The sequence below is a fragment of the Microcoleus sp. AT3-D2 genome (assembly GCF_036705715.1).
In the GTDB taxonomy this organism is placed as follows: Bacteria; Cyanobacteriota; Cyanobacteriia; order Cyanobacteriales; family Microcoleaceae; genus Microcoleus.
The window spans coordinates 38,949-65,438 of the sequence record NZ_JAUBVE010000002.1 but is presented as its reverse complement, the minus strand read 5'-3'; the positions used below and the strand labels follow the sequence as shown (position 1 = coordinate 65,438).

Genomic DNA, 26,490 nt, shown 5'->3' with positions numbered 1-26,490 from the left:
TAACTATTTTTTTAACGAAATTGCAGAATCTCTGCATTTTTGTTAAGATTTATGGGTAATAGCTACATTTTCCTATGGTAACTGCGGCAGCATCTTTTCAATTGCAAGCGCCCTTCCAGCCCACAGGCGACCAACCGCTAGCGATCGCCCAACTCGTCAAAGGCATCGAAGCCGGGGATCGATTTCAAACCTTACTCGGTGCCACAGGTACGGGTAAAACCTTCTCCATTGCCTCGGTGATTGAAAAAATCGGCAGACCCACCTTAGTTCTAGCACACAACAAAACCCTGGCCGCCCAACTGTGCAACGAACTGCGAAATTTTTTCCCGAACAATGCAGTCGAATACTTTGTCAGTTATTACGACTACTACCAACCTGAAGCATACATCGCCGTCACCGATACTTTCATTGAGAAAACAGCAGCAATTAACGACGAGATAGATATGCTGCGGCACTCCGCCACGCGATCGCTCTTTGAACGCCGCGACGTAATTGTAGTTGCTTCAATTAGCTGCATCTACGGTTTGGGAATGCCTGCAGAATACCTGAAAGCTGCTATTCCTTTGCGAGTAGGAATGGAAGTAAACCAGCGGCAAGTTTTGCGAGATTTAGTCAACGTCCAATACAGCCGCAACGACATAGATTTAGGCAGAGGCAAATTTCGCGTCAAAGGCGATGTTTTGGAAATCGGCCCCGCTTATGAAGATAGAATTATTCGCGTTGAATTCTTCGGGGATGAAATCGATGCCATTCGCTATGTTGACCCCGTAACAGGTAAAATCCTGCAAAGTTCAACGGCTTTAAATATCTATCCAGCGCGCCACTTTGTCACCGCAGAAGATAAATTAGAGGCTGCTTGCCAAGGAATAGAACTCGAATTAGAAGACCGACTGGCAGAATTTGAAAAACAGGGTAAACTCTTAGAAGCTCAGCGGTTGGAACAGCGCACTCGCTACGATTTGGAAATGCTACGCGAGGTAGGTTACTGCAACGGAGTCGAGAATTATTCGCGGCATTTAGCAGGGAGAAATGCGGGGGAACCGCCAGAATGTTTGATTGATTATTTCCCGAAAGATTGGATGTTGGTGATAGATGAATCTCACGTCACAGTGCCACAAATTCGGGGGATGTACAACGGCGACCAAGCGCGGAAAAAAGTATTAATTGAACACGGTTTCCGCTTGCCCAGCGCGGCAGATAACCGCCCTTTAAAAGCAGAGGAATTTTGGGCAAAAGAGAATCAGTGCATCTTTGTTTCTGCTACGCCTGGGGATTGGGAAATGGAGATATCTGAAGGCAGAGTTGCAGAGCAAGTAATTCGCCCTACAGGAGTAATAGATCCCACTATTTTCGTGCGCCCGACGGAAGGACAAATTGATGATTTGTTGGGGGAAATCAAGGAGAGAGTAAGTCGGGACGAGCGAGTTTTGGTGACGACTTTAACCAAGCGGATGGCGGAAGATTTAACCGAGTATTTGCAGGAAAGGGCTATTAGAGTGCGGTATTTGCACTCGGAAATTCAGTCGATTCAACGCATCGAAATTATCCAAGATTTGCAGGATGGTAAGTTTGATGTATTGATTGGTGTTAACTTGCTGCGGGAAGGTTTGGATTTGCCGGAAGTTTCGCTGGTGGTAATTTTGGATGCGGATAAAGAGGGGTTTTTGCGATCGGGACGTTCGTTGATTCAAACGATTGGAAGGGCGGCGCGGCACGTTCAGGGACAGGCTATTTTGTACGCGGATAATTTGACGGATAGTATGGTTAAGGCGATCGACGAAACGGATCGACGCCGGGGGATTCAGCTAGCGTACAATAAGATGCACGGGATTACGCCGCAGCCGATCGCGAAAAAGCGATCGAGTAATGCGATTTTGGCATTTTTGGATGTGTCGCGCAAGCTGAATTCTCAGCAGTTGGAGGAGGTTTACGAACAGGTAAATGAGTTATCTTTGGATGAGATTCCTCAGTTAATCGGGCGGTTGGAAGCGCAGATGAAGGCGGCGGCGAAGAAGTTGGAGTTTGAGGAGGCGGGTAAATTGCGCGATCGGATTAAGCATTTGCGGGATAAGCTATTGGGACATTAAGCTTTTTGTCCGGGAATGGAGGGGAGTTTTTAACCGCAGATGCACGCAGATTAACGCTGATGAATTGCTGAAGTCTGCGACTTTGCAGACTTTTTGCAGGAAAAACAGGAAAAAGTGCGATCGTATTAAGCATTTAGGTGAAGTGCGATCGCCCTTTACCATTGTCCTATTTTTTGGAGGGGAAGGGCGATCGTACTTTCTATTAGATTCCTAGTCTATCTGCTGCATATTCGCGTTCCAAGGAGTCTGCTTTTGATGAACATTGTTATCCCAGGAATCTGACTCGTACTCCCATCCAAGATTTTTATCTTTCCGATCCTCATCCTCAGAGTGTAAGCGTTCTAAGGTAGTCACTCTGTCTTTGAGTTTTTGCAGATCGCGCTGAATATCCGATGGTGTAAGCTCTTGACTGTTTGGGTGCGATCCATAAACCATACGGGCTATCTCCCAACCATGAGGATGATCGAGCAGCTTTTCGAGTAGCGATCGCGCCTGATTCTGTGGTATCATTGTTTTGCATAAATTAAATAACATCCTGAATCCTGAGAACGGCTTAATGCAGTTCAATGCTACCGTTCTAGAATTCATGGTTTGAATAGAGCGTCCCTAACACCTCCAAGTAGTAAGGACGTTCTTTATTTATTATTAGCACATTAGCTGGCTAGTAGTCAATCAAAAGTTTAGGATAAGTTATTGTTTTTTTTCTCGCTCCTGTGTTACCAAGAAAGCAGAACGGGATAGAGAAAAACGAAACAGGAGAGGAAATAAGATACTAATTGAATGTGAGGTATTAGGTATTAATTAACTTAATTAATAAGGGAAACCGCAAAGCGGGTATTTAGCGTTAAATCCTGCATAGCCACAATTAACCTAAATCCCGATTAGGGATTGAAGCAGCTTTATTCTCTGTTAAAAGCGCAACTGGTTGCGTTTTTAAGTGGCAATTAACCTAAATCTCTATTAGGGATTGAAACCGATACATTTAGCAAGATGTGGGACGGAACTTTTAAAAATGCAGTTAACCTAAATATTTATTAGGGATTGAAACTTGTCCGTCATTATATTAAAAAAGGTCGATCGCCCTTCACACCACCCAAACCAACTACTTGCCTAATACCACAGCATCCGTACTGCTAGCAAAAGCCGGACTAATAAACTCATCCTTCTCTTCCAGCGTGATGTAACCCTTATCTACAGCTAGCTGCATCACTTCCTGAAGAAAACCTCTGAGCACATCTAATACGTGAGTGCGATCGAACTCAAAATGCTTTTCCCAGCAGGAAGTTCCAAACTTGCTCAAAGTACAGCTAATGCGATCGTCCGTAGGTAGCAACGTAATAATAAACCAACTCTCAGAAAAAGTTATTACTATTTTTTGACCTTGTGATAGCTTAGCAATTTCTTTGGGAAAGTTACTTTCAATCATCATACAAATATCGGGATCTAAAAATACCTCTTTTTGAGCGTCACCTATTTCTATAAAAACTTTATGGTTGTGTTCAAAGCAGAAACATCGCCATCCCATTTCAAAATCAGAAAGCTCCCCTAATGGATCTTCTGGAGGATCTGCCCAGTCTTCTAAGAAACGTTCTGCTAGTTGAAAATTAAATTTATGACTGCTATTCATGGCTGCTACTCCTATTTAATTGTCGCAGACTGACACCCTCAGCTATAGGATAACCACTATTGAGAGTTCCATCAAAATCCCTTTGAATAAAAGCGCGAGTGACGTTTTGAGTTATCCTTAGATCGGGATGGTAAACTCTACCTATAGGACGATGAAAATCAATAATGTATTCTCCTCGATATTTGGGTACTAATTGCTCGGCTACGATCCAATCCTCCGCATTTAGCCATTGTCCTTGGTCATCGTTAGTGCTTGCTGCTCTTCCGATCAATCTGTTGGCTTTCAGTTTAGGCCCATGATGGCGAGCAATATGATCGTAGGCTTTCATTGATTTAGAATTGTTCCACTGCGGTTCGGTTCCGCTACCTGTCCATTCACAACCGCTCCCAACTTCTCTGCTTGAATCTATTATAAACTGTTCGACAATTTCTGCCACTTCTCTATTTTATTGATTTGGACAACATACATGATATTAGAAAAGTGGTAAGTTGGGCGAAGTGAAACGTAGGGTTCGTTACCTCAACCCAACCTACTAATAAACTTAGGGTGTCGGATTCGGATACTTAGCGTGCACCGCATCGATTTCTGCTATGATATCCTTATCCAAATTCACCTCCAAACTAGCGATATTTTCCTCCAACTGTTCGAGGCTTGTTGCACCGATAATAGTGCTAGTTACAAACCAGCGCGATCGCACATACGCCAAAGCCATCTGCGCCGGACTTATCCCATGTTTACCCGCAATTTCAACATACGCTTTCACCGCATCATTCAGATTAGTTTTATCGTAACGCTGACCAAATCCCGCAAATAAAGCCAGCCGCGAATTTTCCGGTATTCCATTCAAGTATTTACCCGTTAACAGCCCAAATCCCAAAGGACTATAAGCCATCAATCCCACATTCTTAAAGCGGCAAGTTTCTGCTAAATTTAGGTGAAATGTCCGATTGCTCAAACTGAAAGCATTTTGAATCGAAACAACTTTCGGCAAACCGTGTTTTTCGGCCAAATTGCAAAACTCGCAAACACCCCAAGGCGTCTCGTTGCTCAAACCAAAATAGCGGATTTTCCCAGCTTTAATTAAGTCAGTAAATACCTCTAACTGTTCCAAAATCGGTACTGTTTCGTGTTCTTGGGCGATGTCGTAATCCGGCGCGCCAAATAAGGGCACGTAGCGATCGGGCCAGTGGATCTGATACAGGTCGATGTAGTCAGTTTGCAAGCGCTTCAGGCTGTCATTCAGGGCTTTTTCGACATTTGGGCGATCGATCTGATTTTTCCCTTCCCGAATCCACTTTAATCGAGTGCTTCTCCCCGCTACTTTAGTCGCTATAATGACTTTATCCCGCTGCTGTTTCGCCAACCAATCGCCGATATATTCCTCTGTTTTTCCCTGAGTTTCCGCCTTTCCAGGGACAGGATACATTTCGGCCGTATCGATAAAGTTGATGCCTCTATCGATCGCAAAATCGAGCTGTTGGGCCGCTTCTGCAACGGTGTTCTGCTGGCCATAAGTCATCGTACCCAAACAGATTTCAGATACTGATAAGTCACTGTCGCCTAGTTTTTTGTATTCCATGAGTTTGATTGCTGGAAAATTATCTGATTCTATATTACAGAAAAAGTTTGATTTAACTGACAGCTCCAGAAAAGTGCGATCGGCTTTCTCCTCTCTTCCTCTTTTCCTCTGCGCCCTCTGCGCCCTCTGCGCGCTCTGCGGTTAAAAAAAAATAAAAGATATCCGCACTTAAATGTTAATATAAATAATTAGTATTCCTCTGATGTATGAGTAGTCGCCCGCCAAAAGTTCCATTTGTCAACCTCTCCCTGCAACACCAACCAATCCAATATCAAATAACAGAAACAATTGGAAAAATTATCGAGCAAGGAGATTTTATTTTAGGCCAAGCACTCGCCGAATTTGAAACAGCATTTGCAGCAGCTTCAGGAGTAAAATACGGCGTAGGAGTGGCTTGCGGAACAGATGCGATCGCTCTGGGACTCCAAGCTTGCGGCATTAATCCGGGCGACGAAATAATCATACCCGCTAACACTTTTATCGCCACTGCGATCGCCGTTCTCCAAGCCAGAGCTATACCTATTCTTGTAGATTGTGACCCGGAAACCGCCCTGATTGACCTCACAGCAGCCGAAACAGCAGTTACCTCGAAAACTAAAGCAATTATTCCCGTACACCTCTACGGTCAAATGGTATCGCCCCGGCAGCTTTTAGATTTTGCGAATCGCCACGATTTAATCATATTTGAAGATGCCGCCCAAGCGCACTTAGCCGAAAGAGAAGGATACCGCGCAGGTTCCATTGGTAAAGCAGCAGCATTCAGCTTTTACCCCAGCAAAAACCTCGGTTCTTTTGGCGACGGCGGGATGTTAATTACTAATGATGCAGAGCTCGCACAAAAAATGCGAACTCTCCGCAATTACGGAGCACCCAGCAAATATTTGCATACAGAAATCGGTAGCAACAGCCGTCTCGACAATTTGCAAGCCGCCGTGCTCAATGTTAAATTGCCTTATTTAGAAAAATGGAATCGCGATCGCACCGCCGCCGCCCAACACTACAATACTCTATTAGAACCCCTGAAACACAAAGGCATTGTACCCATCGCCAACCACAGCAGCAGGGGTCACATTTATCACCTCTATGTTATCCGAATTACTGAGGAAAGCTCGTTAGCGAAGCCCTCGAAGAGGATCGACCGCAACACCCTTCAGGAAAAACTCGCCCAACACGGCATTCAAACAGGTATACACTATCCCGTACCTTGTCACCTGCAACCCGCCTACCAAAACTTAGGCAATCGCGGCGACTTTCCCCACGCAGAAACCCTGTGCGAACAGATTTTATCATTGCCAATGTATCCCGGATTGAGCAATACTCAGATCGAGCAAGTTGTTCGGGCGATCGTACTATCATTGAATTGCTAATTGTTCATAAAATTTATGCTAGAGGTGTTTCAAGCAGTAGGGTGCGGTTATCAAAGCGTTTTTGTGGATAATTAACAAATCTTTAACTGACAGTTTAAAACCCCAAAGCGTTGCGAATCCAGCGCGGCAATCTTAAAACTTCTCAAACCATGCACATCCAGCGCAAATTTCGCATTGTTTTCAAGCGATACCTCCTGGGGGAAGGTATCACGGCGCTCCTAGTGCTGCTGTACGCCCCCCTGCTAGTACACTGGTACGACGGCTGGCTCAACAAAAGCATCAGCCTCGAACACGAATATTTCAGCCACGGACTAATTGGTTTGCCCTACGCAGCTTATATTGCTTGGATGAACCGAAAGTGCTGGCGCAGCTTACCCAACTCACCGCATCCTTTGGGAGGCTTTTTGCTGGTACTAGCTACGCTTTTTTATCTGAGTCGCTTGAGCGATTTAGTAAATTTATCCCTCCCCATAATGCTCGCCAGCATTTGCTTATCTTTAAAAGGAATTCCCGGCTTACAATTGCAGGCGATGCCGCTTTTGTTCGTATTTCTGGCCTCGCCGAACCACATTCCTTACCTCATAGAACCCTACGCCTTGCCCTTACAGCAATTCATTGCTGAAACATCAGGCTGGATATTAATTAAGGTTGGTATCAACGTGAGAGTGGAAGAAATTTATCTGTACGTAAACGAGCGCATTGTAGAAGTTGCTCCACACTGTGCAGGCTTAAAAATGCTGTTTACCAGTCTTTACGTCAGCTTAATTCTGCTGGATTGGACGGGAGTTTGGAACTCGGGCAAAAAAAGCCTTTTGTTTTTAGTGAGTACATCCATTATTAGCATCACGTCCAACATTTTTCGCAATACTTTGCTAACTTACTTTCACGGAACCGACAGAGAGGCGCTTTTTACTTGGCTACACGCCGGATGGGGCGGAGATTTGTATTCTGCTTGTATACTAGGATTATTGGTACTTATCCTCAACGGGATGGAAAAGTATTTCCCTAGTCAGTCTGGCAATTAATGAAACAGATGATTTCAGCACAGAAACTACTGCGGCGGTATCAATTATCTAAAATTATGGTACTGGTGTTTTTGCTGGTATTAGTTGGGGCAGTTGCAATTCCTGGCTACGTGACCGGAAGATGGCCTTGGACAAACCCGCCAACCCTTGCCAATCTCAAGCAATTAAGAAGTTTGCGCCAAAACGGGATAAAAATTCCTGGGTGGCAGGTTATAGCCGTTCAGAATAACGTCCAAATTGGCACTCACAGATGGTTCGTTCAAGAAATTAAAAAGGATAAAACAATTGCTATTTTATTGCTGTTGCCTCAAAATTACCCCAAAAACCAGCCCCAAGTGGAATGGCTAGATATCGATGGATTTCACCGATGGCAAACTGATTCTCATCGTACTTTGAGGTTTACAGTTAAATTAGCACCAATACCCGGCCAGCCACCGCCTAATGTCGAGGCGAGGTTTTTCCGAAGCTGGACTCCCCAACAAACTTTTGCTGTCGTGCAGTGGTACGCTTGGCCTAACGGCGGTTCTCCAGCAACCAGTCGCTGGTTTTGGGAAGACAGCATTGCTAGACTCTCCAACCGCCGCGCCTCTTGGGTTGCTGTCAGTATCATCCTTCCCATTCAACCGCAGGGCGAGATTAAGATAGCTCAACCATTGCTGGAATCTCTTGCCGAAAGTGTCCAGGCTAAATTAATTACAGAAACTTTTCGCTTTGAGTAAGCAGGTAGGTGCAAATAAATCAGCCTAGGGGGTGGGCGGGTGTTGCCAAAATCAACTGCTTCCTAGTAAATATCCGGATTCAACTCGCCCGTAAAATATCTTATTGTTTTTTCTTGTCGCTATATTTAGATGAAACTTACCAGTCAGGTCATTATTCAAAATATTACTTTTTTAAATCCTCTGAAAATGCGGGAAAAATCCACTATTAAAAATCGCCTCGCTTTTTCCTTGGCAGGTCTGTATTCAACGGCTTGGACTCTATCTTTTGCTGCTGTATTCTGGGGTTTTAATAGCAAAAATTTTTCGGAAACGGCTTTAGCTCAATCTGTTGTTCCACGAGACGAGCGACTCGTGGCGCCACCGCCATTGCCTGTACCGCCACCGCCGCCTGCGAATTTCAACCGGGATATTAACCCAGCTTTTCGGAATCGGCCCTACCGCCTGGGCCCGGGAGACCAGATTTCTGTTCAAGTTCAGCGCTTCCCAGAGCTAGGTTTTACGGGTGCAATCAGCCCTGAAGGGGTAATTGTACTGCCGCTAATCGGAACAGTAAATGTGCGCGGCCTTACTGTCGAAGAATCACAGCAGCGCCTCCGGGAGCGCTTTGGCCAATTTATCAAAAATCCTCAAGTCTCGGCTGCTTTGCTGGTTCAGCGCCCCGTAGTGGTGACGGTGACGGGGGAAGTTGCCAGACCGGGTTTTTATCCGCTGCAAACCCCCCAGCTTCCTGCGGCTCTGGCTGCTGCTGCTGGGACTAATCCTACGGCGGAACTGCGGGCGGTGCGGGTGCGGCGGACTCTGCCGGGAGGTGCTGTCGCGGAGCAAGTTGTTGATATTTTGACACCGTTGCAAACTGGTATTGCTCCGCCGGATTTGCGTTTGGAAGATGGAGATGCGATCGTCGTACCGTATAAACAGGTTACGCCCGATCGCAACTCCGATCGAGATTTGGCATCCAGGTACAGCCTCGCTGCTGCTGCTGTCCCCGTCCAAATCACTGTCACCGGAGAAGTCAGCAAACCGGGTTTTTACACGCTTCCTGCGGGTTCTGGTCGAATTTCGGCTGCTTTGGCGATTGCGGGGGGAGTCACGGGAAAAGCCGATTTGCGGGAGGTGCGAGTGCGGCGGACGCTGATGGACGGCTCCTCGGTGGAGGAACCAATCGACCTCTACACTCCCCTAGCAAACGGTAACGATTTGTTCGATTTTCCTTTGGCATCGGGAGATGTGATTGTCATCCCGGAATTGGACGCTAGTACCAAAAACCTAGACTACGATAAAGCTCTGGTTTCGCGGTCTACTTTGATTAAGCCCAGGATCTACGTTCGAGTTTTGAGTTACGCTAGTGGTGGTTTGACCTCGTTCTATGTTGAAAATGGCAGTCGGTTTTTGGATGCTCTCAACAACTTGCCTGTTAATCTTGCTGACTTGCGAAAAATAGCCCTGATTCGGTTCGACGAAAAGCAAGGTAGAGCAATCAACCGTTCGATAGATGCTAAAGCTGCTTTGGAGGGCAATGTTTCTCAGAACCCGATGCTCGAAGATAATGATGTGATTGTGATTGGTAGGAATTTGGTAGAGCGCATTGGTTATGTAATCAATACTTTTACTCGACCATTCCGGGATACTTTGGGATTTATTCTGTTCTTTGAGCAGTTGAGAAATGGGGTAACAGATTTGTTTGGCCCATCACGTAATGAGAGGTAGTCATACCATTTTAGATTTAAGATTTAAGATTTAAGATTTAAGATGGAGAATGACTTAGGCGATATGGGTTTTAATCACCGACCGAAAGTTCTAAGGTTTTTGGGGGATTTGTAGAATTAGTCCGCAATCATTAGTTATCGTTAACACTTAGCAATCTAAAATCTAAAATCTAAAATCTAAAATCGTCATGACTTTATCAGTTGTTAAACGTTATTTAATTGCTTTCGACCAATACAAGTGGGTGGGACTGGCTACTCTCGCGGTGACTGTGGGGGTGTCGGGGGTAGTTGCCATGCAGCCAAAGCCTGCGCCAGTTTACGTTGCAATAGGTACGCTTGCTTACGACAGACCGAGCGTGATTTTTTCATCTACTACTACTAAAATCCAACAGGAAGGACAAGAAATAACTAAAGATATGCTGCTGGATACAAGGGTGGTTGAACCAGCAGCGAAAAAACTCATCAAACCCGAAGGAAAATTAAACAAAGAAGAAGCGGAAAAAGTAGAAGCTTTGGCTAAAAAGCTGGGAAAAGATGTGCAGATAAAAATGCCCAGTAAGAATAATGACCCCAGCGCTTTGATTCAAGTATTGTATAAAAATGCCGATCGCAAAAAAGCAGAAGCGGTAGTAAAGACGCTGATGTACGAAATGGTGGAACACAGCAAAAGTATTAATACTTCTAGACTGCGTGAGACGATCGCCCAAATTAACAAGCGTTTGCCGACAGTAACTCAGGAACTTAGAGACACGGAAGCAAAACTTGAAGCCTACGAAAAACGAGAAGGAACTTCAATTTTAGCAGCTCAGAGCGGTGCACTGCCGCAAGCGATTACCAGCAGCCAACAGCAGCAGCGGCAACTTCGCGTGCAGTTGGGAGGAATTGAAGCTCAAATTAACAGTTTGCAGGATCGCTTGGGATTGAATGTGGAGCAAGCTTACGTCGCTCAAGCACTCTCTGCCGATCCAATTATTGCCCAACTGCGAGTGCAATTGTTTTCGATCGAATCTCAGCTCAAAATTCTCCGCAGCGACTTGCAGGAGGAACACCCGAAAATTGTGGAATTGCTTAAACAAAAACTTGCTTTTGAGCAGCAGTTGCAGCAGCGGCAGTCTGAGGTACTAGGCGGTAACGGGGTGGCGGCTCCGCTCAGAAGTGCCGATCGAATTCGGGTAGACTCTTCTTTAGATCCGGCTAGACAGCAGTTAGCTCAAACTTTGATTGCTTTGCAAACGCAGCGGGATACGGTGCAACAGCAACTCCAAGGAATCGAGAAAACTGAACAAGAATTGCGTCGGGAACACGCGACAATCCCCAACAAGCAGTTAGAACAAGCGCGGTTAGCCCAGCAAGTGGCGTTCAAAAAAGCTCTCTACGACAAGATGCAGTCGGCTTTGGTAGATGCTGAGGCGGCGGTAGCTGAGACAACGGGGAGTTTGAGAATCGCCCAATTGCCGCAAACTGATGACGTTGAGTCAAACAAGAGAGGTTTGCCCGTGATGCTGGCGGTGGGAGGATTTGTGGGATTGCTGCTGGGCGGGGGGTTGATATTTTTGTTGGGGATGCTCAACGGCAAGTTTTACAGTTGGGAAGAAGTGCGGGCGGCTTTGGTGGAAAAAGAGGTGCCGATACTGGCAGTTTTGCCTGAAGTGACGGTGTTTGATTTTTACGGCGATGAAATAATGCCGCTGGCCTTGGAGGCAAATTCTCCCTATTTGGAATTTTACGAGCGGTTGCGTACTAATTTGCGCCGGATCGGGAACAAACCGGTGAAGGTGGTGTTGCTGACTTCGGCGGCGCCTTTGGAGGGGAAAAGTTTTAGTGCTTACAATTTGGCAATTGCATCGGCTCGATCGGGTAAACGGACTTTGCTAATTGAAGCAGATTTGCGATCGCCTTCTAACGTTGAATCTTTGAAAATTGCTGCTGATCCTTTGGCGACTGTGGAACCTTTGCACTATTACGGCAATATTAGCGAGTGCGTCCTTTTGGTTCCAGAGGTAGAGAACCTATACGTTGTGCCGAGTCCCGGCTTTTTGCGGCAAGCCTCCGCCGTACTAGAATCAAGCGAAATGCGGAGATTGTTTGAGGATGTTCGCAACCGCTTTGATTTTGTGGTTGTGGATTCTCCGGCGTTGAGCGAGTGCAACGACGCGCTGACGTTGGAACCGTACACGGACGGTATGATTTTGGTGGCGCGGCCTGGTTACACTTTGTCTAGTATGTTGTCTGAGGCTGCAGATCAGTTGCTGGAATCTGAGGAGGAGGAGTCGCATAAATCTGGGCCGCGGCTGTTGGGAGCTATTATTAACGGTGCTGATATTCCGGTGAAGTTCCGCAATGATATTGATATTGATGAATGGGAGTTGCCTGTGAGTGCGATCGGCGATCGTGCGATCGAAGTGCGATCGAGGCAATTACCGCAGCCGTCAAAGCCTAAAAACAAGGCTATTAATAGTAAATTGAGATAATTTATCTGGCTTGATTCTTGTAAAGCAATCCTCAACCAAATGTGAATGTTTTGTAGGTGCAACCTAAGCAGGTCAAGCCGAAAGCACCGTTAACAGCCCGTCGATTTTGATTGGGAATTGATATAAATTCTGGTTGCTTTGGAATGATTAAACCGCAGAGGACACAGAGATCACAGAGTCAGAGAACAGAGAGATGAATCATTTCTATGCTATGAGATTTGAGATTTGAGATTGATATCAATTCTGCTTGCTTTGGCCTGATTAAACCGCAGAGGACACAGAGTCAGAGAACAGAGAGATGAATGATTCCTCTGCTACCGAATTTGACATTAAAAATTGACTCCACAGATTCATCTGGGAGCGTAAACATTAATCTAAAATTTTTCGCTTGTCAACCGTCAACAGTCAACCGTCAACAGTCAACACTCAACAGTCATTACTTGAAAATGTGTCATCGCACTATTGATTGGATTCCGGGCGTTTCTGGTGTTTACTCTGGATAAACTGTTCCAAATCGGCGATCGCATCTTCAAAATCCGACAAATTAATTTTCGCAGGTCTAGTCTTCTTCGGCAAACTCGAAGACTGACTCGCAGACTTAGCCGGAGGCGGTGGAGATTTAGGTTGTGCAGCTTGACTGCTGTTCGATTCTATAGAATCGAACAATTCATCCAGGGACTCAAAAAATGATTGAGCCGAGGCCCGGCGTAAATCTTTCTGGTCATCGTCATCCGTCATAAGCCACTCCATAGAGTCCAAAAGTTGCCAACAAACTCTGTGCGCCCCGGCGCGTGCAGATATTAGACATGAAAACCGACTCAAACAAGCAGGGGGACAGAATTTAACCGGGCGGTGGGAATGCCTGCGGCCCAAGTTGCTGCCCCAATATCAAACCTGCTGCGGGCATTGTCAGCCTTCAAACTGTATTTAACTTTACACCCGCCTACTGAGTGATTTGAGACTTTGTGTAGACCCAGCTCAAAATCATTGACCCTGAAAAAATCTCAGTTACGGCTCTTTCGTTGTCTAATTAACCCTAGTCTAGTCGAGAATAAGGAGACAGGACTTATGCAACTATTACCGCTGTTCAAAGGTTGCGATGGCAACGCGCCACCCCGAAAGGACGGAGAGACGGTGTTTTTTGCTTGAGTCCTAAGATTTCAAAGGCATTAGGAGATTTTAAGGTGACTCAGGGATTTGATTACGATTTAGCAATTATCGGCGCTGGCGTGGGCGGACACGGCGCGGCCATACACGCGGTTAGCTGCGGGCTGAAAGTGGCAATTATCGAAGCAGGGGACATGGGAGGGACTTGCGTCAACCGCGGCTGCATTCCCTCGAAGGCGCTGTTGGCGGCTTCCGGGCGAGTGCGAGATTTGCGGAATGCCCACCACCTCAAGACTTTGGGAATTCAATTGGGCAGTGTGGATTTCGATCGCGGGGCGATCGCCAATCACGCTAATACTATTGTTAGCAAACTTCGCGGCGACTTGACCAACAGCCTCAAACGTTTGAACGTCGATGTCATCCAAGGTTGGGGCAAAATTGCTAGTGCTCAAAAAATTACCGTGGAAACCGATAAAGGCGAGAAAACTATTACCGCCAAGGATATTATTCTCGCTCCCGGTTCGATTCCCTTCGTCCCCCCTGGGATAGAAATTGACGGCAAAACAGTATTTACCAGCGACGATGCTGTCAGGTTGGAATCGCTACCGAAGTGGATCGCAATTATTGGCAGTGGCTATATCGGTTTGGAGTTTTCGGATATTTACACGGCCCTGGGCTGCGAAATTACGATGATTGAAGCTCTAGACCAATTGATGCCGACTTTTGACCCGGATATTGCTAAGTTGGCAGAACGAGTGTTAATTGCACCCCGCGATATTGAAACAAAAGTGGGTGTTTTGGCGAAGAAGATTACTCCTGGTTCGCCGGTAATTATTGAATTAGCTGATTTCAAAACTAAGGAAGTTGTCGAAGTTTTGGAAGTAGACGCTTGTTTGGTAGCAACTGGTCGGGTTCCGGTGAGCAAGAATTTGGGGTTAGAAACTGTTGGCGTGGAAACGATGCGCGGTTATATCCCAGTTAACGATAAGATGCAGGTTTTGGCGGCGGGAGAACCGGTGCAAAATTTGTGGGCGATCGGCGATGTTAATGGCAAGATGATGTTAGCGCATTCTGCGTCTGCTCAGGGAATTGCCGCAGTAGAAAATATTTGTGGCCGTACCCGCGAAGTTGACTATTTGAGTATCCCGGCGGCGGCGTTTACTCACCCGGAAATTAGCTATGTGGGGATGACTGAACCTGCGGCGAAGGAGTTAGGAAAAACTGAAGGGTTTGAGGTCGGTTCTGTCAAGAGTTATTTTAAGGGAAATTCTAAGGCTATTGCGGAGGGTGAAACCGACGGTATGGCTAAGGTGATTTACCGGAAAGATACTGGGGAGTTGTTGGGAGTTCACATTTTCGGTTTGCACGCTGCGGATTTGATTCAGGAGGCGGCAAATGCGATCGCCCAGCGCGAGTCTGTGAACAATTTAGCATTCCGAGTTCACACTCACCCGACGCTTTCGGAAGTGTTGGATGAGGCGTTTAAACGGGCGGCTGGAGCGGGTAGCCATTAATTAGTAGGGGCTGTTTTCTTGTTTTATATCCCCGACTTACTGAAGAAGTCGGGGATTTCAGTATATCGTTTTAGGGCGGTGGTAGAGTGCCGATCGCATTTTCAGCTAATTCGAGAAATTGCTCGCCGCAGTTAATTTGCTCCGCAGCTTGCTCGACAGTGACAGTATCAAGTCCCCCGTAATCCCCACTATTTCGCAAGTCTTGAGCATCGATTAAAAATCTGTGAAACTAAGCAGGAAGTCTTCCTGTACGGGCAAATTCTCGGCCGAAAGCTCCAATCACTGTGGCATGACTGGAAAATGACATTCCTTCGCCATCTAAAAATGCCTCAGCAATGTAAAACATGGCGTAATAAGCGCGAGATGCTGCATAGTCTGGGAAACCATTATTTAGTAATAGCTTTGCCGCCGATAGACTTTGACGAGCTTTCAGGAGCAAGTCTAATTGTTCTGGCTTCATAAAGCTATTCCCTCTTTACGAATGTTCCTCAATAAAGGTCCGTTGTAATGTATAAATCGCTGTTCGTCCATAAACAGACAGCTAATCACTTCATCATTTTGGAGCGACAAATCGGCTCGAATGTGGCTGGTTCTTTTAATTTCTTCGCCTGGGTTTACTTGCCCTTTGAGGACGACTAAAATATCAATGTCAGAGTCGGGGCGTGCATCGCCTCTGGCTTGGGAACCGTAGAGCACCATTTGGGTGAGCCGATCGCCGTAGAGTTGCTCGAAGTGCGATCGTAACTGAGTTAGGATGGTCTTGAGTTTATCGTTAATACTCATATTAGTGATAAATTATTTAAGGTCGATATATCCTCTGTGCTAAAATTGCTGTCTAGGAACAGGATTAAGCATAAACCAGGTGCGAGGTGATTTCAAGTCAAGATTGGACATTTCCAGAAGCAGCCAGCCAGAAAATACCCGAATCCTGGGGCGATGCACAGCCAAACAAAAAGAAACCAGGTTGGCGGTGGCGAGATCCTACAAATCAGGGAAATGGTGTAAGGATTGACAAAGGGGATGCAGATAGCAGTTTTCCTTCTCAGCAGGTAGACCACGTTATTATTAGAAAAGACGGTCAAGTTATCGGTAAAAATGGTCAACCCATCGCAGGTAGCATCAAAAATAGTCCCACAGAAGCTCACATCCCTTTAGATGAATGGTTGCAGTGGCAAACCTGGTACGCACCTTAGTAAAGGAGAAAGTTGTATGGTAAAGTATCCGAAAATGAGAGAGGAGTTATTAGAAACTCTCCGAAGTTTGGCAGATAGAGAATATCAACAGAAAGCTTGGCTAGAGAGCGATTATCCGCCCGGTATTGAGTGCGACAGTTTTGATGAGGCGGTTCATTTTCTTTACGACGATACTGTGTTGGCAGAAAACCCGAATGCGGCAATCGGAGTAATTATTGAAGATGAAAAAGAAGCCCGTTTGATCTCAGCAGTTTGTCAGGCTATAGACTTAGTTTTTGAGGCGTTGGGGACAGGAGTTTCTGATGAGGAGTATATTAAATCTTCTGAGTGGACAAGCGTAGTTGAGGCGGCATCGAGAGCGTTGCAGGCGATGAAATTCAATCGCAGGAAAAGGGTTAAGTTAAAGTGCGATTCCCGACGGGATAGCTACCCTTCACGCACTTTAGGCAGAATGCTGCAAACTGGCTGAATTTTGGCAACAACAAAAGGGGATTCGATATCGATCGACCAGTTTTCATCAATAACTTTGAGATTGGCATCTAAAATTAAAGTCAGTTCGCCAATTTCATCATCGCCATCATCGCTAACCAGGTTGTTTTCGCCAGCAGATAAATCGGCTTTGAGTAAAAATTTAAGTTTAATCCAGTGAGAAGTGCAATGGTTGTTGATGATATTTGTGCCGATCGATCGGCTGATTAACTCAGCATAGATTGGATGAATGAAAGCTATTTCTTCATAAAACTTATTGCTATCCCAGTAACCGCGTATTTTGTAATTACAGGATTCTAGATGTTTCTCGATCAGGTGATTCAGGGCTATCGGTGCTAATAGTTGAGCAAGTTCATCCCAAATTTGGTGATTGGTCACAGTTACTGCATTCATCAGATTCCATTGGGTTGTCTGCGATCGGGATTCTTTCATTATACCAATTATCCCACTCCGATTTTCTCCTACTGGCTATAGCTTCTCTTATGAATGGTTGTCAAAGCGGTAAAAATCCCCTATGGTGTTGGAGAAACAGAATTAGTGATACTCAAAAAAAGAGCGATCGTACCTCAATAATAGAAGGGCGATCGCTCTTTTAGCAGCTAAGTCAATTATCAGAAATACCAGAACAACATAGCCTATGCTTAGCATTTTCAGGTCGTGGATTTAAAAGACTACTGGGGTTTAGCTGCTTCAACTATAGCCTGAACCATCTTAATTGCCTCTGTGATAGGTATTTGACCACTTTCGACAGCCCTCATTAAATCCTGAGCCCTTTGAGGGGTAATTAGATTAAGCCTAACTGGTTCTTTCAAGGAAACGATAAATTTTGTCTTGTCACTGTCTCTAACCTTAGATGCTCTTTCTTTTGCTTCAACCTCTCTTAGCTGTTCTTTTAACTGTTGGAGCATTTCTGCTTTTTTCCCTTCGTTGAAATTGCCATCAAAGATGATCCTCTTTGCTCCAACGAGAGCTGCTGCACCTAATGCAGCAGCGCCAACAACCAATCCTACTGGGGGTGCAACCGCTATTAGCCCAAATAATATGGATGTACCGCCGAAAGCCGCAACAGCACCCGCAGCAGCACCCGCACCTACCACACCAATCCCAATCTCAGCTAAAATTCCGAGTTTATCATCTGGATTTTTTGCCAATTCCTCGATCGCTTTAAGGATTTGCTCCTTAGTTAGGGTTTTATTTCCTGACATATTAAGCCTCCTGATTGTTTCAAATTTTCTTATTTAAGCAGTGATAACGTTGATAAAAACTGCATTGAAAACATCAATCAGTAGTTGAAAAAACAATTTGGCGAGTTCAATAATGTCTTGTGCTACTCCAACTATCCCATCTACTTGACGGTAGCCTTGATCTAGTCTATGTCCAGCGATCGCACCAACAGTTATACCTAGCACTGCTGCCAATGGCGCTAACACTGGGCCGATAACTGGTACTGAACGTACCAATAGTCCCACAGCAACTCCTATAGCAATGCCCGTAGCTAAATTAGGATGTGCTTTGACAAACTCGATAATTTTGAGCAGAATAATTTTCCCTACAGCCAAAACTTTGTTACCAGATTTTTTCGTGTAGGTAGCCAACTCGTGCAATCTGATGGTGACTTCGTGGGGCAAGCCGCAATCATTTAACCAGACATACAACTCGCTACTACTCATTGAATCGGCATCTACTTGCCAGAGAACCATTTCTAAGTTTGCTTGGGGGAGGGATAATGCTTGTGTAGTCATTTTTTTTTTATGGAAAAGCTATAATAGTGCTTCTTAAATATGATTGTGACTCTAAAATCTCAGTCTTGTCCAGTCGGAAAAAGTCGGATAAAGTAAGCACTTTTATATCATTTGCCATTTACCCACGCCAGAAAAAGCTGGACAAACTCGATCGGGTCGGAAAAAGTCGGATTGAGTAGGATATAATAGGCAAAACCCCAGCATTAACCCGACCTATGGACGTTCAAGAAGTCTTAAAACTTGCCGACGACCTAGTTTTTATAAATACGGGAAAACACTTAGACAATCTGCAAGAGGTGATACTGCGGGGAACTTTACAAGGTCAGAAATACTCAAAAATAGCAGATGAATCTCACTGTAGTGAAGGTCACATTAAAGATATTGCCTCTGCATTATGGAAGCTACTATCAGAAGTATTAGGCGAAGAAGTCAATAAAGCAAATTTTAGAGTCAGATTGGAGCAAGTAAAATTCTCAAATCTCTGGAACTTTAATAAAGATATTGTACAAATTGGTGAAGTCAACTTCTGTGAAAATAATTCACACTCCCCAAAAGTCCCCAATTCACCAACCGATGAAGAACCTCTAAACAAAGGCAACACTGAACCAAAAGTGCGTCAATTCTTAGCTGAAATGCCTAAGTCTGGCATTTTCTACGATCGCACATCCGAACTCACCACCCTCAAACAGTGGATTTTACAAGAAAACACCCGCCTACTCGCCATACTAGGCCTAGTCGGCATTGGCAAAACCGCACTCGCCGCACAACTTGTCAATGAAATCAAACATGAATTTGATTTCGTCATCTGGCGAAGTCTCGCCACATCTCCACTCCTGTCAATACTTCAAACAAATATAATTCAATTCTTCAGTAGGGGCGGTGCCCCCGTGCCCGCCCCAAATGCCGATGGCATTGTTGTCCCAGAGAATGGGGCAACCACGGGGGGTTTGCCCCTACTGGACTACTTGCAAAAATACCGCTGTCTGCTGATACTCGATGACGTACAAATGGTAAATAGCAGCAGACAACTCGCTGGCAATTATAAACCTGGATATGAAGATTACGGCACACTCTTCAGACAGGTAGGAGAATTATCTCACAATAGTTGTTTAGTGTTGCTCAGTTCGGAAAAGCCTAGAGAAATCGCCGCATTAGAAGGCAAAAATCAGCCAATTCGCTCATTACAACTCAATGGTTTAGGTGTTGAATCGGGGGAAATCCTGAGAGAAAAAGGTTTAAATGAAGATGCCAAATTGTCAGAACTAATTGAACAATACAGAGGCAACCCCTTGTGGTTAAAAATAGTTGCGACAATGATTCAAGATTTGTTTAACGGCAGCCTCTCGGAATTTTTGTCTGAGGGTACACTATTTTTAGGTGATTTAGAATCTTTACTGCATCAGCCATTTAATCGCTTATCCGAGTCAGAAAAACAGGTAATGTCATGGCTAGCGAGTGCAACCGCGCCAGTTTCCATCTCAAAAGTGCCAGAGAATCTGCAATTATCTCGATCGCAATTTTTGCAAGTTATGCAATCCTTGAGACGGCGTTCATTAATTGAAAAAATCCAGGAGGGCGATCGCACATTTTTTACCCTTGCACCCGTACTAAAAGAGTATGTCAAAACTAACTATTCCCGCCAAAACATAGAAAAAGAAGCCCGATCGCCCTTTTAGTTAAATTGGGGTTTTAGCCGTTCGCACTTAAATTTGATAGAATTAGGTATCTGCCAAACATCTGAACGATCGCTCAATGCACGTTATCAGTCGCAAAAAATTAAGAGACTACTGCCAAAATCATGCTGATTCCTGCGAAGCCCTCGATGATTGGTACAAGATTGCTAGTCAAGCCAACTGGACTAAACTTATTGAAGTTCAAACTATTTATCCTCAAGCTGAAGCAGTTGGAAATTTTACAATTTTCAATATCAAAGGAAATAAATATCGCTTAATCGTAAGTCTTAACTATCAAAAGCAGATTGTTTATATCAAGTACATTTTGACTCATGCAGAATATGACAAAGACAACTGGAAAAATGACCCTTACTTTTGACTCCGACAGGTACAGCAGCTTGCTATCTCAATATCAACCTCGAATCATCAAAAATGAAGATGAAAACGAGACTTTTTTAGAAATAGTTGAAAACTTGCTGTCTCGGAAAAATCTAACTCCCGAAGAAGATACTCTGTTAGAACTTTTAGTCAAACTAATTGAGGATTATGAAGAAACTCACTATCAACTGAATGCTTCAACTCCCCACTCAAGACTTCTTCATTTGATGGATGCTAGAAGTTTAGAAATAGCAGATTTAGTAGAAATTATTGGCACAGTTGAGACGGCAACTGAAATCGTTAACGGTCAGCTAGAAATTAGCAAAAAACAAGCTGAGGCTTTGGGTAAATTTTTTCATGTAAATCCGGGTTTGTTTCTGTTTGATTAATCGTAAACCATTATATAATACGTTGAAACTTGTTACGATCGCCCTTTATCCCCTTATCATGCTTCAAATCCGCCGCCGTCCCCCCAGCACATCAGTCTCCGTACTCTACCTCAGCTACCAAATCGCCGTACCCGACGCCGAACCCCAGCACATCCTCGAAGAAATCGTCTGGGAAAAAGAAGCTGAAGTGGCCCAAAAGCGCGATCGCACCCCGTTAGCCGATCTTCACAAAAAACTCCCGTTTGCACCGCCCATCCGCGACTTTCTTGCCGCCCTTAAAAACGGCAAAACCACACCCGCTATCATCGCCGAAGTTAAAAAAGCTTCTCCCAGCAAAGGCGTAATTCGCGAAGATTTTGACCCGGTGGCGATCGCCCTAGCTTACCAACAAAACGGCGCCAGTTGCATCTCCGTACTCACCGATGAAAAGTTCTTTCAAGGCAGTTTCGACAACCTAGCTAAAATCCGTGCAGCCGTCGATTTACCCTTACTTTGCAAAGAGTTTATTATCTATCCCTACCAAATTTATCTCGCCCGGATTCACGGCGCCGATGCTGTGTTGCTAATCGCCGCCATTCTATCTGACAAAGACTTACAATATTTTGTCAAAATTGTCAAGACTTTGGGCATGACAGCTTTAATAGAAGTTCACACTCTCGAAGAACTCGATCGAGTATTAGCCCTAGAAGGCGTTAACCTGATCGGCATCAACAACCGGAACCTAGCAGACTTTTCCGTCAGCCTAGAAACCACCAGCCAACTATTAGCCGATCGACAAACCGAAATCCAAGCAAAAGGCATCCTCATTGTCAGCGAGTCAGGAATCCACACTCCCGACGACCTCGCTAAACTTGCCAGCGCCGGCGCCGAAGCCGTTCTCATCGGCGAATCTCTGGTCAAGCAGCCCGATCCAGGCGCAGCTTTAGCCTCCCTTGCCGATCGCCCTCCCAGCCAGTGAAAGGCGAGACCGCTTGACAAACCACCCTTAATTCTGATAAAAAATGATTAAGTAGGTAAATAATGAGAATTTCTAGCCTGCATCGACTCAAGCGCTACTGTAAAAAAGAAATAGCACTGAAAGCTATATTGCATAGAAATATTTTGCCAGAAAGCAATTAAATCTATTCTGTAAGCCTGTCGATCGCAAAATTTAGCGTGTCCAACGCACCCAGCCCCGAATATTCGATCGGCAAAGCAGGGGTTATTGTACGGTTAGAAAACAAATAAAAAATCGGGCATCTAATGTTCACCTGTGATGCCTCATGCAATTGCAATGGGGTGTCGGTTCGCTGAGGTATATTAGCTTTCATGGAGCCAATCCCCCTTCCTTCGTACATTCATTATGAATTGCTACTTCAATTGTTAGAACGCAAAACGATGTTTGCTGTCAGTCCACAATCGCCGCAGCAGCAACAAGTGCACCAACTTATTATTACACTGCGTAAAGCCCTTGCCATTCAAAAGCAATTAGAACAAAGCTGCGAGCGATCGAACTTAGCGGTAGAACATCGCTGGGCTCTAAATGAAATTAACCACAAGGGAGTTAAAAGTTAAAAAACTTAGAGTATCGACGCGACGTGACGTATCGTATTTGATTTATTCTATATAACTCCCACAGAAAAACTTAGGACAATATCATGGACAACAAATTAATGCTGATGATTCCCGGCCCGACGCCGGTGCCTGAAGCGGCATTGTTAGCGATGGCAAAACACCCGATGGGCCACCGCAGCAAGGAATTTGACGCGATTTTTGCAGAATGTACCGAAAACTTGAAATGGCTGCACCAAACAAAAAGTGACGTGCTGAGTTTAACGGTTTCTGGTACCGGGGCGATGGAAGCTGGGATAATTAATTTCTTGAGTGCGGGCGATCGAGTTTTAGTCGGCACTAACGGCAAATTTGGTGAACGTTGGGCCGAAGTCGCCGAAGCTTACGGTTTAAACGCCGAAATTATTAAAGCCGAGTGGGGCCAACCTTTAGACCCCGAAAACTTCCGCGAAAAACTCGAAGCAGATACAGAGAAGCAAATCAAAGCAGTCATCATCACCCACTCGGAAACCTCCACGGGCGTCCTCAACGACCTCGAAACGATCAACCGCCACGTTAAGGCCCACGGTGAAGCTTTAATTATGGTCGATGCTGTCACTAGCTTAGGCGCGGTCAATATTCCGATGGACGCTTGGGGCATCGATGTCATTGCTTCGGGTTCTCAGAAAGCTTACATGATTCCTCCAGGTTTGGGTTTTGTGGCCGTCAGTCCCAAAGCTTGGGAAGCTTACAAAACTGCGAAACTGCCCCGCTATTATTTGGATTTGGGGAAATATAGCAAAGACGCTGCCAAAAATACCACTCCTTTTACTCCCCCTGTCAATATGTTTTTTGCGCTGCAAGCATCGCTGCAGATGATGAAAACAGAAGGGTTGGAAAATGTTTTCGCGCGACACAAACGGTTGATGACAACTACTCGCGCTGCTGTAAAAGCTTTAGGTTTGCCGTTGTTTGCTGCTGACGATGCCGCCAGCCCTGCGATTACTTCGGTTATGCCGCCAGCATCCGTAGATGCTCAAAAAGTGCGGACTTTGATGAGAAAGAGATTTGACATTGCTCTCGCCGACGGACAAGACCATTTGAAAGGTAAAATCTTCCGAATCGGCCATTTGGGCTTTGTGTGCGATCGTGATATTCTAGCAGCAATTTCCTCTTTAGAAGTCGTGTTGCGAGAACTGGGTCATGAAGGCTACACTCCTGGTGCCGGCGTTGCCGCTGCTGCAAAATTCTTGGCTGAATCCTAATCTCAGTTGTTAAAGGATTTTAGATTTTGGATTATCTCTAAAATCTAAAATCCTTTTAGTATGCTTCGGATAACCAATCAAAGATTTTATCCAACTGTTCGAGAGTGACTAAACCGTATTGCCACAGAACCATCGGCAAGGAATTCGGGTCTTTATCGCGCTGCCGCTGTTTGTCACCGCCACGTTCGGCGACAGCAATTGACGCGGGAGAAATTGCCAAATCTTCTTGTAAAAAACGAATTAATCGAGTGTATTTAGCGGGTGCCATGTGATTTCACCTCTAAGTATAGGACACCATTTTCTGATGTGAACCTGATGTTTGTGATGAGTAATAAGCCAGTTTTAAATTTGTCTTGTTACCGTCGATAGCTTTTAAAACGCTATTAGCGGTTGAACTGCCAAACGTAATGCTGAGTGCTACTGTAAAGCTAACCTTTCCCAAAAAGTGAAAGGTTTTGCAATTTTGCTGATGTCGGCCCGATCGACTGGTAATCGCGATCGAACCTAAACTGAATACCTCGGCATCTTTGCAGCGCGAATCAGAATAAATTCTGCTACCTAAAACTACTAAACCAAGTTCAGAGTTTAACTTCATCTGCCGAAATGCAGAATCCGCAAATCTACTTTGGCAAAATTAGTTAGATATTTCGATCAAACCCGAAAATGCTACCAGAAGTTAAGTTTGCCAATTACCGCCAATTAACTTGGCTCGTAGCATACTACTTTAGATAGGTTTAGTAGATTTACCTCGATCGCCAGAACTTCCAGAGAATTTCTTTTCGTGTTGCTACACCTTGAGGCTGAGTATCGTCTCTCAGGATTGGTAACGAGTCGCTGACTCGTCTCATACCTGCGACCAACCATCTACAGCTTCCGGAAACAAGCTCAAGTCCTGACTGACTGAGATCGACATCGTAGCAAATGTTTGGGTGTTTGTACTGAATGTTACATTAATATTCTAATAGATTTTATCAATTTTTGTAAAGTTTCTAAATTTTCTTGGGTATTCCGAAGGCAGGGGGCTCTCTGGGCGATGGAAACCGGGGGATGGTGTCTTTTTGCAGGTTTTACTGAAACAGTCCGAAGTTTTACTGGAAAAACTCGATTTCAATACGATCGCCCTTTTTGACACCGAGTTCAGCAGCTCGCCCGCCCCGGAGTTCAATAACTCGATCGACAGCAGTATCGGGCCCGTAGGTAGGACAAGGATCTGCAGTACAAGGAGGTGCAGAAACTTCGATCGCCTCAACCACCCCATCTCGCAGAAAAATCATATCCAGAGAAATCTTGCAATTTTTCATCCAAAAATTGACCCGCCGCGCCGATTTAAACTCAAACAGCATTCCTCTGTCATCCGGCAAAGAAGTTCTGTACATTAAGCCCATAGCTTGCTGTTCCACTGTTTTCGCCACTTCGAGTTCGATTGGGCGATCGCCTATCCGAGCTCTAGCAGAAACAGGCAGCACTTGACCCGATGTTGTCGCCGTAGGAGACTCAGCCGCCAAAATACCAGTAGCACCAGCATTGGCAACAGGTAAAGTCGGCGAACATCCCAGCAAAAATATACTTACTCCAATACCGAGCAAATTAGTTAAATAACTCATAATGATTTTAGATTTTAGATTTTAGATTGGGAATTGAACATTAGAACTAGCCAACAGTCAACAGTCAACAGTCAACAGTCAACAGTCAACTGACTTCTTCAAGCTTCCCGCATCACATAGCCAACACCGCGCACCGTCTGAATCAAGCGCTTTTCGCCCTCATCTTCAATTTTGAGCCGCAGATAGCGGATGTAAACCTCAATCACATTCGACTCGCCCAAAAAGTCGTAACCCCAAACATTTTCCAGAATTTGTTCCCGAGTCAAAACCTCGCGGGGATGTTCCATCAAATACTTTAGCAGCTCATATTCCTTCATCGTCAGGTCGATCGCCCGTCCATTGCGTAGGGCCCGCCTAGAGGCCAAATCCAAAACTAAATCGCCAAACCTCAATTGTTCGTTGCTGCTGTTATCCGGCTGCAAATACAAGCGCACCAACTGCAAAAACTCCTCAGTGCGGTAAGGTTTGAGAAAATAATCGTCCGCCCCAGCTTCCAGACAAGCGACGCGATCGTCAACTGTATCACGGCCGACCAATAGCAGCACCGGCGCCCGATTGCCAATACTTCTGAGGTGAGAACACAGTGACAGCCCCGACTCAGCGCCAAGTATCCGATCGATTACAATCAAAGCTGGCTGCAATTCACTGGCTAAATGTTGGCCGGTGGCGGTATTAGAAGCCACTACCGGTTCGTAACCGGAGGATTTTAAGTCGAGACTCAAGTGTCCGGCGAGAACTTCGTCTGTTTCTACTAGCAGGACACAGGGATTGCGATCGAGAGTAATTGCAGCCATTGAATTGACCGATGAAGACCATAACTGTTCTAGCACGTTTGATGGCAGCTGGCAGTTGGCTGTTGACTGTTGGCTGTTAGCTGTTGTTTGTTATTAGACTTCTCCTAAAAAGCAGATTTTGAACAGGCATCCTGCCTGTTCCACGATAATTATGGGAGATGTCTATTTGTTATGGGTTATTTGCGAGTTGCTACCCCTTACTAATTCCCAATTCTATAATGCCCCATGCCC

General features: G+C 45.2%; 31 protein-coding genes. 15 read left to right on the top strand and 16 right to left on the bottom strand.

The features are described 5' to 3' along the window. Nucleotides 1–74 precede the first annotated feature (74 nt). Nucleotides 75–2,087: an excinuclease ABC subunit UvrB gene (gene uvrB, locus QUB44_RS01780; RefSeq protein ID WP_333158243.1), complete on the top strand. Its 2,013-nt coding sequence runs from the start codon at nt 75–77 to the stop codon at nt 2,085–2,087. 210 nt (nt 2,088–2,297) lie between these two features. On the opposite strand, the gene QUB44_RS01775 is transcribed toward uvrB, so the two are convergent. The 4 genes from QUB44_RS01775 to QUB44_RS01760 form a co-directional block, all read right to left on the bottom strand. After that, nucleotides 2,298–2,597: a hypothetical protein gene (locus QUB44_RS01775; RefSeq protein WP_333362355.1), complete on the bottom strand. Its 300-nt coding sequence runs from the start codon at nt 2,595–2,597 to the stop codon at nt 2,298–2,300. A 592-nt stretch (nt 2,598–3,189) separates the two neighbouring features. Next, nucleotides 3,190–3,714 (bottom strand): hypothetical protein, encoded by a 525-nt coding sequence (locus QUB44_RS01770; protein ID WP_333362352.1) that lies wholly within the window; start codon nt 3,712–3,714, stop codon nt 3,190–3,192. Further along, nucleotides 3,707–4,150, bottom strand: coding sequence for a hypothetical protein (locus QUB44_RS01765; RefSeq protein ID WP_333141548.1), 444 nt, complete (start codon nt 4,148–4,150; stop codon nt 3,707–3,709). The genes QUB44_RS01770 and QUB44_RS01765 overlap by 8 nt, the downstream gene beginning before the upstream one ends. A gap of 105 nt (nt 4,151–4,255) precedes the next feature. After that, complete coding sequence (locus tag QUB44_RS01760; RefSeq protein WP_333362349.1) at nt 4,256–5,293, bottom strand: NADP(H)-dependent aldo-keto reductase; 1,038 nt, start codon at nt 5,291–5,293, stop codon at nt 4,256–4,258. Nucleotides 5,294–5,499: 206 nt separating this feature from the next. Between QUB44_RS01760 and QUB44_RS01755 the strand changes: the two genes are divergently transcribed. The 5 genes from QUB44_RS01755 (at nt 5,500) to QUB44_RS01735 (ending at nt 12,581) form a co-directional block, all read left to right on the top strand. After that, nucleotides 5,500–6,660 (top strand): DegT/DnrJ/EryC1/StrS family aminotransferase, encoded by a 1,161-nt coding sequence (locus tag QUB44_RS01755; RefSeq protein ID WP_333362346.1) that lies wholly within the window; start codon nt 5,500–5,502, stop codon nt 6,658–6,660. Nucleotides 6,661–6,809: 149 nt separating this feature from the next. After that, nucleotides 6,810–7,685, top strand: coding sequence for a cyanoexosortase B (gene crtB, locus QUB44_RS01750; RefSeq protein ID WP_333158480.1), 876 nt, complete (start codon nt 6,810–6,812; stop codon nt 7,683–7,685). A gap of 8 nt (nt 7,686–7,693) precedes the next feature. Beyond that, nucleotides 7,694–8,404, top strand: coding sequence for a cyanoexosortase B system-associated protein (locus tag QUB44_RS01745; protein ID WP_333362343.1), 711 nt, complete (start codon nt 7,694–7,696; stop codon nt 8,402–8,404). Between the two features lie 129 nt (nt 8,405–8,533). Further along, nucleotides 8,534–10,111 (top strand): polysaccharide biosynthesis/export family protein, encoded by a 1,578-nt coding sequence (locus tag QUB44_RS01740; RefSeq protein WP_333362340.1) that lies wholly within the window; start codon nt 8,534–8,536, stop codon nt 10,109–10,111. A 187-nt stretch (nt 10,112–10,298) separates the two neighbouring features. After that, nucleotides 10,299–12,581 (top strand): lipopolysaccharide biosynthesis, encoded by a 2,283-nt coding sequence (locus QUB44_RS01735; RefSeq protein WP_333362337.1) that lies wholly within the window; start codon nt 10,299–10,301, stop codon nt 12,579–12,581. 459 nt (nt 12,582–13,040) lie between these two features. Here the strand turns inward: QUB44_RS01735 and QUB44_RS01730 are convergent, their stop codons facing one another. After that, nucleotides 13,041–13,319 carry a hypothetical protein gene (locus QUB44_RS01730; RefSeq protein ID WP_333158222.1) on the bottom strand — a complete coding sequence of 93 codons (279 nt, stop codon included), beginning with the start codon at nt 13,317–13,319 and terminating at the stop codon, nt 13,041–13,043. 446 nt (nt 13,320–13,765) lie between these two features. On the opposite strand from QUB44_RS01730, the gene lpdA reads away from it, so the two are divergent. Further along, nucleotides 13,766–15,202, top strand: a complete 1,437-nt coding sequence (gene lpdA / locus QUB44_RS01725) for a dihydrolipoyl dehydrogenase (protein WP_333362334.1) — start codon at nt 13,766–13,768, stop codon at nt 15,200–15,202. 70 nt (nt 15,203–15,272) lie between these two features. On the opposite strand, the gene QUB44_RS01720 is transcribed toward lpdA, so the two are convergent. The 3 genes from QUB44_RS01720 to QUB44_RS01710 are packed head-to-tail and all read right to left on the bottom strand — an operon-like array spanning nt 15,273 to nt 15,985. Continuing rightward, on the bottom strand, nt 15,273–15,401 hold the full coding sequence (locus QUB44_RS01720) for a hypothetical protein (protein WP_333362331.1): 129 nt from the start codon (nt 15,399–15,401) through the stop codon (nt 15,273–15,275). A gap of 30 nt (nt 15,402–15,431) precedes the next feature. After that, nucleotides 15,432–15,662: a HEPN domain-containing protein gene (locus QUB44_RS01715; RefSeq protein WP_333362328.1), complete on the bottom strand. Its 231-nt coding sequence runs from the start codon at nt 15,660–15,662 to the stop codon at nt 15,432–15,434. Next, a complete protein-coding gene (locus QUB44_RS01710) occupies nt 15,659–15,985 on the bottom strand; it encodes a nucleotidyltransferase domain-containing protein (protein ID WP_333362325.1) in 327 nt (108 codons plus the stop codon). The genes QUB44_RS01715 and QUB44_RS01710 overlap by 4 nt, the downstream gene beginning before the upstream one ends. Nucleotides 15,986–16,071: 86 nt before the next feature. Between QUB44_RS01710 and QUB44_RS01705 the strand changes: the two genes are divergently transcribed. After that, nucleotides 16,072–16,395 (top strand): hypothetical protein, encoded by a 324-nt coding sequence (locus tag QUB44_RS01705; RefSeq protein WP_333362322.1) that lies wholly within the window; start codon nt 16,072–16,074, stop codon nt 16,393–16,395. A 16-nt stretch (nt 16,396–16,411) separates the two neighbouring features. Then, on the top strand, nt 16,412–16,864 hold the full coding sequence (locus tag QUB44_RS01700; RefSeq protein WP_333362319.1) for an SCO4402 family protein: 453 nt from the start codon (nt 16,412–16,414) through the stop codon (nt 16,862–16,864). On the opposite strand, the gene QUB44_RS01695 is transcribed toward QUB44_RS01700, so the two are convergent. The 3 genes from QUB44_RS01695 to QUB44_RS01685 form a co-directional block, all read right to left on the bottom strand. After that, on the bottom strand, nt 16,822–17,277 hold the full coding sequence (locus QUB44_RS01695) for a hypothetical protein (RefSeq protein WP_333362316.1): 456 nt from the start codon (nt 17,275–17,277) through the stop codon (nt 16,822–16,824). The genes QUB44_RS01700 and QUB44_RS01695 overlap by 43 nt on opposite strands. Nucleotides 17,278–17,555: 278 nt before the next feature. Beyond that, nucleotides 17,556–18,089, bottom strand: coding sequence for a hypothetical protein (locus tag QUB44_RS01690; RefSeq protein ID WP_333362313.1), 534 nt, complete (start codon nt 18,087–18,089; stop codon nt 17,556–17,558). A 33-nt stretch (nt 18,090–18,122) separates the two neighbouring features. Further along, nucleotides 18,123–18,626 carry a hypothetical protein gene (locus tag QUB44_RS01685; protein WP_333362311.1) on the bottom strand — a complete coding sequence of 168 codons (504 nt, stop codon included), beginning with the start codon at nt 18,624–18,626 and terminating at the stop codon, nt 18,123–18,125. A 215-nt stretch (nt 18,627–18,841) separates the two neighbouring features. On the opposite strand from QUB44_RS01685, the gene QUB44_RS01680 reads away from it, so the two are divergent. The 4 genes from QUB44_RS01680 (at nt 18,842) to trpC (ending at nt 22,024) form a co-directional block, all read left to right on the top strand. Beyond that, nucleotides 18,842–20,302: an NB-ARC domain-containing protein gene (locus tag QUB44_RS01680; protein ID WP_333362309.1), complete on the top strand. Its 1,461-nt coding sequence runs from the start codon at nt 18,842–18,844 to the stop codon at nt 20,300–20,302. 76 nt (nt 20,303–20,378) lie between these two features. Continuing rightward, complete coding sequence (locus QUB44_RS01675; RefSeq protein WP_333037951.1) at nt 20,379–20,678, top strand: type II toxin-antitoxin system HigB family toxin; 300 nt, start codon at nt 20,379–20,381, stop codon at nt 20,676–20,678. Beyond that, nucleotides 20,641–21,066: a transcriptional regulator gene (locus QUB44_RS01670; protein WP_333362306.1), complete on the top strand. Its 426-nt coding sequence runs from the start codon at nt 20,641–20,643 to the stop codon at nt 21,064–21,066. Before QUB44_RS01675 ends, QUB44_RS01670 begins: the two co-directional genes overlap by 38 nt. Nucleotides 21,067–21,124: 58 nt before the next feature. Beyond that, complete coding sequence (gene trpC, locus QUB44_RS01665; RefSeq protein ID WP_333362303.1) at nt 21,125–22,024, top strand: indole-3-glycerol phosphate synthase TrpC; 900 nt, start codon at nt 21,125–21,127, stop codon at nt 22,022–22,024. Between the two features lie 163 nt (nt 22,025–22,187). Here the strand turns inward: trpC and QUB44_RS01660 are convergent, their stop codons facing one another. Further along, complete coding sequence (locus tag QUB44_RS01660; protein WP_333362300.1) at nt 22,188–22,376, bottom strand: hypothetical protein; 189 nt, start codon at nt 22,374–22,376, stop codon at nt 22,188–22,190. Between QUB44_RS01660 and QUB44_RS01655 the strand changes: the two genes are divergently transcribed. Further along, entirely contained in the window at nt 22,375–22,620 is a 246-nt protein-coding gene (locus QUB44_RS01655; protein WP_333055069.1) for a DUF5340 domain-containing protein, read from the top strand. The genes QUB44_RS01660 and QUB44_RS01655 overlap by 2 nt on opposite strands. 83 nt (nt 22,621–22,703) lie before the next feature. Further along, entirely contained in the window at nt 22,704–23,861 is a 1,158-nt protein-coding gene (locus tag QUB44_RS01650; RefSeq protein ID WP_333297204.1) for an alanine--glyoxylate aminotransferase family protein, read from the top strand. Nucleotides 23,862–23,916: 55 nt separating this feature from the next. Here QUB44_RS01650 and QUB44_RS01645 read toward each other — a convergent pair whose 3' ends face one another. The 4 genes from QUB44_RS01645 to nblR form a co-directional block, all read right to left on the bottom strand. Beyond that, nucleotides 23,917–24,129, bottom strand: a complete 213-nt coding sequence (locus QUB44_RS01645; protein WP_333158203.1) for a DUF2949 domain-containing protein — start codon at nt 24,127–24,129, stop codon at nt 23,917–23,919. Nucleotides 24,130–24,141: 12 nt separating this feature from the next. Further along, the gene (locus QUB44_RS01640) at nt 24,142–24,456 is read right to left on the bottom strand and encodes a hypothetical protein (protein WP_333362296.1); all 315 of its coding nucleotides are present in this window, start codon (nt 24,454–24,456) and stop codon (nt 24,142–24,144) included. Nucleotides 24,457–24,949: 493 nt separating this feature from the next. Next, nucleotides 24,950–25,465: a DUF192 domain-containing protein gene (locus tag QUB44_RS01635; RefSeq protein WP_333362292.1), complete on the bottom strand. Its 516-nt coding sequence runs from the start codon at nt 25,463–25,465 to the stop codon at nt 24,950–24,952. A gap of 98 nt (nt 25,466–25,563) precedes the next feature. After that, nucleotides 25,564–26,259: a response regulator transcription factor NblR gene (gene nblR, locus QUB44_RS01630; RefSeq protein WP_333362289.1), complete on the bottom strand. Its 696-nt coding sequence runs from the start codon at nt 26,257–26,259 to the stop codon at nt 25,564–25,566. Between the last annotated feature and the right edge of the window lie 231 nt (nt 26,260–26,490).

Coding starts and splice junctions, on each gene's coding strand:
- uvrB (WP_333158243.1), top strand. CDS start 75: ATGGTAACTGCGGCAGCATCTTTTCAATTGCAAGCGCCCTTCCAGCCC.
- QUB44_RS01775 (WP_333362355.1), bottom strand. CDS start 2,597: ATGATACCACAGAATCAGGCGCGATCGCTACTCGAAAAGCTGCTCGAT.
- QUB44_RS01770 (WP_333362352.1), bottom strand. CDS start 3,714: ATGAATAGCAGTCATAAATTTAATTTTCAACTAGCAGAACGTTTCTTA.
- QUB44_RS01760 (WP_333362349.1), bottom strand. CDS start 5,293: ATGGAATACAAAAAACTAGGCGACAGTGACTTATCAGTATCTGAAATC.
- QUB44_RS01755 (WP_333362346.1), top strand. CDS start 5,500: ATGAGTAGTCGCCCGCCAAAAGTTCCATTTGTCAACCTCTCCCTGCAA.
- crtB (WP_333158480.1), top strand. CDS start 6,810: ATGCACATCCAGCGCAAATTTCGCATTGTTTTCAAGCGATACCTCCTG.
- QUB44_RS01745 (WP_333362343.1), top strand. CDS start 7,694: ATGATTTCAGCACAGAAACTACTGCGGCGGTATCAATTATCTAAAATT.
- QUB44_RS01740 (WP_333362340.1), top strand. CDS start 8,534: ATGAAACTTACCAGTCAGGTCATTATTCAAAATATTACTTTTTTAAAT.
- QUB44_RS01735 (WP_333362337.1), top strand. CDS start 10,299: ATGACTTTATCAGTTGTTAAACGTTATTTAATTGCTTTCGACCAATAC.
- QUB44_RS01730 (WP_333158222.1), bottom strand. CDS start 13,319: ATGACGGATGACGATGACCAGAAAGATTTACGCCGGGCCTCGGCTCAA.
- QUB44_RS01715 (WP_333362328.1), bottom strand. CDS start 15,662: ATGAAGCCAGAACAATTAGACTTGCTCCTGAAAGCTCGTCAAAGTCTA.
- QUB44_RS01710 (WP_333362325.1), bottom strand. CDS start 15,985: ATGAGTATTAACGATAAACTCAAGACCATCCTAACTCAGTTACGATCG.
- QUB44_RS01700 (WP_333362319.1), top strand. CDS start 16,412: ATGGTAAAGTATCCGAAAATGAGAGAGGAGTTATTAGAAACTCTCCGA.
- QUB44_RS01695 (WP_333362316.1), bottom strand. CDS start 17,277: ATGAATGCAGTAACTGTGACCAATCACCAAATTTGGGATGAACTTGCT.
- QUB44_RS01690 (WP_333362313.1), bottom strand. CDS start 18,089: ATGTCAGGAAATAAAACCCTAACTAAGGAGCAAATCCTTAAAGCGATC.
- QUB44_RS01685 (WP_333362311.1), bottom strand. CDS start 18,626: ATGACTACACAAGCATTATCCCTCCCCCAAGCAAACTTAGAAATGGTT.
- QUB44_RS01680 (WP_333362309.1), top strand. CDS start 18,842: ATGGACGTTCAAGAAGTCTTAAAACTTGCCGACGACCTAGTTTTTATA.
- QUB44_RS01675 (WP_333037951.1), top strand. CDS start 20,379: ATGCACGTTATCAGTCGCAAAAAATTAAGAGACTACTGCCAAAATCAT.
- QUB44_RS01670 (WP_333362306.1), top strand. CDS start 20,641: ATGACAAAGACAACTGGAAAAATGACCCTTACTTTTGACTCCGACAGG.
- trpC (WP_333362303.1), top strand. CDS start 21,125: ATGCTTCAAATCCGCCGCCGTCCCCCCAGCACATCAGTCTCCGTACTC.
- QUB44_RS01655 (WP_333055069.1), top strand. CDS start 22,375: ATGGAGCCAATCCCCCTTCCTTCGTACATTCATTATGAATTGCTACTT.
- QUB44_RS01660 (WP_333362300.1), bottom strand. CDS start 22,376: ATGAAAGCTAATATACCTCAGCGAACCGACACCCCATTGCAATTGCAT.
- QUB44_RS01650 (WP_333297204.1), top strand. CDS start 22,704: ATGGACAACAAATTAATGCTGATGATTCCCGGCCCGACGCCGGTGCCT.
- QUB44_RS01645 (WP_333158203.1), bottom strand. CDS start 24,129: ATGGCACCCGCTAAATACACTCGATTAATTCGTTTTTTACAAGAAGAT.
- QUB44_RS01640 (WP_333362296.1), bottom strand. CDS start 24,456: ATGAAGTTAAACTCTGAACTTGGTTTAGTAGTTTTAGGTAGCAGAATT.
- QUB44_RS01635 (WP_333362292.1), bottom strand. CDS start 25,465: ATGAGTTATTTAACTAATTTGCTCGGTATTGGAGTAAGTATATTTTTG.
- nblR (WP_333362289.1), bottom strand. CDS start 26,259: ATGGCTGCAATTACTCTCGATCGCAATCCCTGTGTCCTGCTAGTAGAA.